Origin of the sequence: uncultured Veillonella sp., from assembly GCF_905209685.1 — a bacterium.
Taxonomy (GTDB): Bacteria; Bacillota; Negativicutes; order Veillonellales; family Veillonellaceae; genus Veillonella.
In genome coordinates this window covers 1-4,994 of the sequence record NZ_CAJLUB010000128.1, presented here as the reverse complement: position 1 = coordinate 4,994, position 4,994 = coordinate 1, and the positions used below count along the sequence as shown (strand labels likewise).

Annotated in this window: 6 protein-coding genes; 5 read left to right on the top strand and 1 reads right to left on the bottom strand. The window is 38.1% G+C overall.

Translation table 11 applies throughout. From position 1 onward, the window contains the following. Window positions 1-154 precede the first annotated feature (154 nt). The 3 genes from lspA to pyrR all read left to right on the top strand — a co-directional run bounded on the left by lspA (window position 155) and on the right by pyrR (window position 2,270). Window positions 155-595, top strand: coding sequence for a signal peptidase II (gene lspA, locus QZ055_RS08090; RefSeq protein ID WP_039969072.1), 441 nt, complete (start codon window positions 155-157; stop codon window positions 593-595). Window positions 596-656: 61 nt separating this feature from the next. Next, complete coding sequence (locus tag QZ055_RS08085; protein WP_295825924.1) at window positions 657-1,580, top strand: RluA family pseudouridine synthase; 924 nt, start codon at window positions 657-659, stop codon at window positions 1,578-1,580. 168 nt (window positions 1,581-1,748) lie between these two features. Then, entirely contained in the window at window positions 1,749-2,270 is a 522-nt protein-coding gene (pyrR, locus tag QZ055_RS08080; RefSeq protein ID WP_105089436.1) for a bifunctional pyr operon transcriptional regulator/uracil phosphoribosyltransferase PyrR, read from the top strand. Between the two features lie 44 nt (window positions 2,271-2,314). Here the strand turns inward: pyrR and QZ055_RS08075 are convergent, their stop codons facing one another. Further along, the gene (locus tag QZ055_RS08075; protein ID WP_295825920.1) at window positions 2,315-3,508 is read right to left on the bottom strand and encodes a nucleotidyltransferase family protein; all 1,194 of its coding nucleotides are present in this window, start codon (window positions 3,506-3,508) and stop codon (window positions 2,315-2,317) included. A 186-nt stretch (window positions 3,509-3,694) separates the two neighbouring features. On the opposite strand from QZ055_RS08075, the gene QZ055_RS08070 reads away from it, so the two are divergent. Both QZ055_RS08070 and QZ055_RS08065 read left to right on the top strand, forming a co-directional pair. After that, window positions 3,695-4,258: a hypothetical protein gene (locus tag QZ055_RS08070; protein ID WP_119209372.1), complete on the top strand. Its 564-nt coding sequence runs from the start codon at window positions 3,695-3,697 to the stop codon at window positions 4,256-4,258. A 3-nt stretch (window positions 4,259-4,261) separates the two neighbouring features. Beyond that, window positions 4,262-4,994, top strand: a 733-nt coding sequence (locus QZ055_RS08065; protein ID WP_295825913.1) for an acetate/propionate family kinase, incomplete at its 3' end; no start/stop codon positions are given.

Genomic DNA, 4,994 nt, shown 5'->3' with positions numbered 1-4,994 from the left:
GTTCTTGCGAATCCGTTTGCCCAGTATCTGTAATTTCCGCTGAGTAATCACAAATTAAACGGCCCCTCATTGAGGGGCTTTTTATTTTGCCTAAATTTGCTTAACTTAGTATAATAGGACTATTAAGATATATATTATTATAAGGGAGTACAGCTTGTTTTATATTATACTAATTCTTTGGTTACTCTTAGATCAATGGACTAAATATTACATTATGAATCATTTTATGTTAGGTGAGTCTTTAGTGGTTATACCCAATGTATTTCATTTAACATATATTATTAATCGCGGTGCAGCATTTGGCATGCTTGCTAATCAGCGATGGTTCTTTTTACTGGTAGCAGTTATTTTGCTTGGTGCTTGTGCATATTATTGGAAGCGCTTATCAAAAGGTCCGTGGACTTTACAGATTGGATCTGCTTTATTAGTGTCTGGTGCTATTGGTAATGGCATTGATCGTTACATGATTCATGGTGTGGTAGATTTTTTTGATTTCCGTATATGGCCTATTTTTAATGTTGCTGATATTGGTATCTGTGTAGGCGTAGCTTTAGTAGTCTACTATTTATTTACATTAAAAGATGATGATAAATAATTCATATATTATGACATATAATTAATTAATATATGATACTTAACTCATAGAGAGGTAGAGGATGAACGAATATATTGTAAATGCTGAGCAAGACGGTATGAGACTGGATGTATTCTTAACAGAACATATGGAAGGGTCTCGTAGTTATATTCAAAGTTTAATTAAAGGTGGTCACGTTACAGTAGGTGCTAAGGTAGGGAAAGCAAATCTTAGACTTACACCCAATGCTATTGTACGTGTAGAGGTACCGGAACCTGAATCTGTAGAGGTAAAACCAGAGGATATTCCTTTAGATGTATTGTATGAAGATCATGATATTATCATTGTAAATAAACAACGTGGTATGGTTGTTCATCCTGCGGTAGGCAATTATTCGGGTACACTTGTTAATGCATTGCTATATCATTGTAAGGATCTGTCCGGTATTAATGGAGAAATAAGACCTGGTATTGTTCATCGTTTAGATAAGGATACATCTGGCGTTATGATGGCTGCTAAGAATGATGCAGCCCATATAGGTTTAGCTGAGCAGGTAAAAGAACATTCTGCTAAACGGACGTATTTAGCATTAGTACAAGGTAATATTGTAGAAGAAAAGGGTACTATTAAAGCTCCTATTGGAAGACATCCTAAGGATCGTATGAAAATGGCGGTTGTCTTTGAAAATAGTAAGGATGCAGTCACTCACTTTAACGTGGTTGAACGATTTGGTCATCAAACCTTGGTTGAATGTAATTTAGAGACTGGGCGCACACATCAAATTCGTGTACATTTTGCTCATATTGGACATCCTGTTGTTAATGATCCGTTCTATGGCTACCGTCGTATGGACTTCCCTATTGAAGGGCAAGCATTACATTCTAAATCTCTAGATGTAAAACATCCTATTACAGGTGAAAGTATGCATTTTGAGGCGCCTCTTCCAGATGACTTCAAAGCATGTATAGAGTTTGCTAAAACATATCGAGAAGATAAGCGTAAATAAACGAAAAAATGAAAAGAAATCAAACGAAATGTAAAGAAACGTAGACAAACGTAGACAAACGTAAATACATGCAAATGAAATAACTGCCTTATATTGTGGTTTACTAAATAATCTTCTAACTATATTTGTAAAGGGGCATAGAGAACTCTGTGCTATAAGGGCGTATATATGGAAAAGAAACGCTTATTGATGGATCAAGATGCTATTATGCGCGCGATTCGTCGTATTAGTCACGAAATTCTAGAACGTAATAAAGGCTTATCTAATGCTCTTATTGTAGGCATTGAACGACGTGGTGTTATTTTGGCAAAACGTTTGCAGGCCGAAATCGAACGCATTGAAGGTATTCGTATTGAATGTGAATCACTCAATGTTGCTATGTATCGTGATGATCGTGATGCTCGCCAAAAAGAGGGGAAACCATGTACGATTGATACAACGGAGAAAACAATCATTCTCGTGGATGATGTACTTTACACAGGGCGTACTATTCGTGCAGCGTTAAATGCATTGATGACATCTGGTAGACCTAAATCTATTCAATTAGCAGTACTCGTGGACCGTGGTCATCGTGAATTGCCGATTCGCGCAGACTATGTGGGTAAAAATATTCCTACATCACATCTTGAAAGTGTACGAGTTGCCGTAGAAGACTTAGATGGTGAAGAAGGGGTTACAATACAGGAATAATCTGTATTGTAACCCCTTTTTTGCTTAAATTAAAATTATACTTTTTATTTGATATATTGCGGTGTATAGGTATAGTCTGTATGCCCTATACGTTTACCTTTATTATGGAAACATAAGGCTTGTATATCTGTAGCTAGTGTATCTATATGATGCATAGATTTTCCAAGATTATTGAGCTGAGTAGGTGCTTTAGCCCATTTTTGAATGAGTGAAATGTCATGTTTAGTCCTCAGCCATTGACGACCTCTGTCATTGAAGGCTAGTAATCTAGCGTATTGAGGGCCTTCGTCCATAGCGATGTTTATCAAGTCTTTTGTAACTCCTAATGTGAGGTAGGCACCCATTCGTTGTAATCGTGCATAGGTGTAGCGCTTGGATTTTATTTGATTAATAGCAGATTCCCATGTAGGATGTTGTGCTGCTTTTAACCATAAATGCTCGATGCCTTCTGTAAAATCAACGAATCGTTCTAATTCACTTGCCGAAATGCGGCGACTCAACATATGGACCATATTATGGTATCGACTGTAATCGACATAGTCACCATTTGCAATTCCACGAGTTATATCATCTAGAATCGTTGTTGGAATAGCAGCTTGAAGCGCTGAACACATATCTATGGAGTTCGTCGTTGTAATGAGTTGTCGTAATGCCGTACCTGATGGTAACTCTTGATCGATATTTTGATTATGGTGATCAGAGGTACGTTGAATGGGAATATACTCTAAAGTTGGATGATATTTTAATCCAGCTCGTATATATTCTAGCCCTAATAAGGCATTAGGTGTACTAAACATTTCAGAGCCCAAGGCTTTACGGAAGGCCGTGCCATAAGACATTCCTTCCTTTAAATAACTACGTAACTCATTTTGGGTACTTTCACAATCCATACGTTTAGCCGTAAAAATGAGTTGATCTAGATCTGTTGTTTCAGAACCAAAGGAAAGGGTGTCAATAGATAAAGCCTTGATTAACCGAACCGCACCAGTCCCGAATAGTTGTGCACTGCCTAAGGAATAGAGCGTAGGGAGTTCGATAACAACATCTGCACCGCCAAGAATGGCCCAACGAGCACGATCGAATTTAGAGAATAGGGCCGGCTCACCACGTTGTACAAAGGAGCCACTCATAATACAGATGCGCAATGCATCAGGGTATTCTGAAGCTAACGTATGTAGTTGGTGTGCATGTCCATTGTGAAATGGATTGTATTCGCAAATAATACCGATGATTTTCATAGTGACTCCTTTCATTAGTGTTAGTGTAACAAAGCCACGAGGTACTGTAAATAAATTTTGAACTTAAGAGGTTATGTAGTGAAGAAATAGACGTAAAATTGTATGTAAAACTAAAGTTTTTTGTAGATTTTATTTGTTCTATAGGCTATAATTAACTGTAAATGCTGAATTGATGTGAGGTATATGATGAAACAAAATTGGAAACGTACATTACAAGGGGCTCTGCTCGGTGCTGCGCTACTAGCAATGGCGGGATGTGGCTCTACAAATGTAATGGATACATATAGTTTTGGCCATCAAGTTATCCGTGCTGGTCAATCTGAAATTACCATTGCTTTGCCTTATGAAATGGGTAAAAGTACAAAAAATATGTCTGATGATGGGTATCCAATCGATATTTATGGTTCTGTTACAGAACACATGGTAATTGAGGTTGAAGCTTTGCGTGCTGGTGAAAACAAACCTTTGCCAACGGTAGATGAGTATGTTAACCGCAGCAAATCTGAGTTTACTAAAATTGGTGGCACCATCAAGGAAGAGTCTGTAGCTTTAGATGGCGCATCTGCTAAAAAGCTTGATGTGACCTATACGACTCAAGGGCAAACATTTAGATTTTCTCAATACGTATTCTTAGATCATGGCGTATTGTGGAATATAGTCTACCAATATCCTGAAAAGGATCAGGTAGGTGCTGATATCAGCAAAGAAATTCAAAACAAGATTCAAGTTACACAACAGAAAGAGGGTTAATCGATGAACGTATTAGTAGTTAACTGCGGTAGTTCTTCCTTGAAGTATCAATTACTTGATATGACAACTGAAACAGAATTGGCAAAAGGTCTTTTTGAGAAGATTGGTGATCAAGATGCTATCTTCACTCATAAACGTCCTAACGCTGACAAATTAGAACGCGTTGAACCAATTTTGAACCATAAAGAAGCTCTTCGCATTTTGCTTGATATTTTAGTTGATGCTGAATATGGTGTAATTAAGTCCATGGACGAAATCGACGCTGTTGGTCACCGTGTAGTACATGGCGGTGAAAAATTCGCTGACTCCGTATTGATCACTCCAGCTGTTATGGAAGCATTAGAAGAATGCTGCGCATTGGCTCCATTACATAACCCACCAAACATTCAAGGTATCGAAGCTTGCCAAGCTATCATGCCAAACGTACCACAAGTAGCTGTATTCGATACTGCATTCCACCAAACAATGCCTAAAGAAGCTTATATGTATGCGCTTCCTTACGAATACTATGAAGACTATGGTATCCGTCGTTATGGTTTCCATGGTACATCCCATAAATACGTTGCACAACGTTGCGCTGAATTGATGGGTAAACACATGTCTGACCTTCGTATCATCACATGTCACTTGGGTAATGGTTCTTCCGTTTCCGCTATTAAAGGTGGTCGTTCCATCGATACAACAATGGGCTTCACTCCATTGTCCGGTTTGATCATGGGTACTCGTACTGGTGATA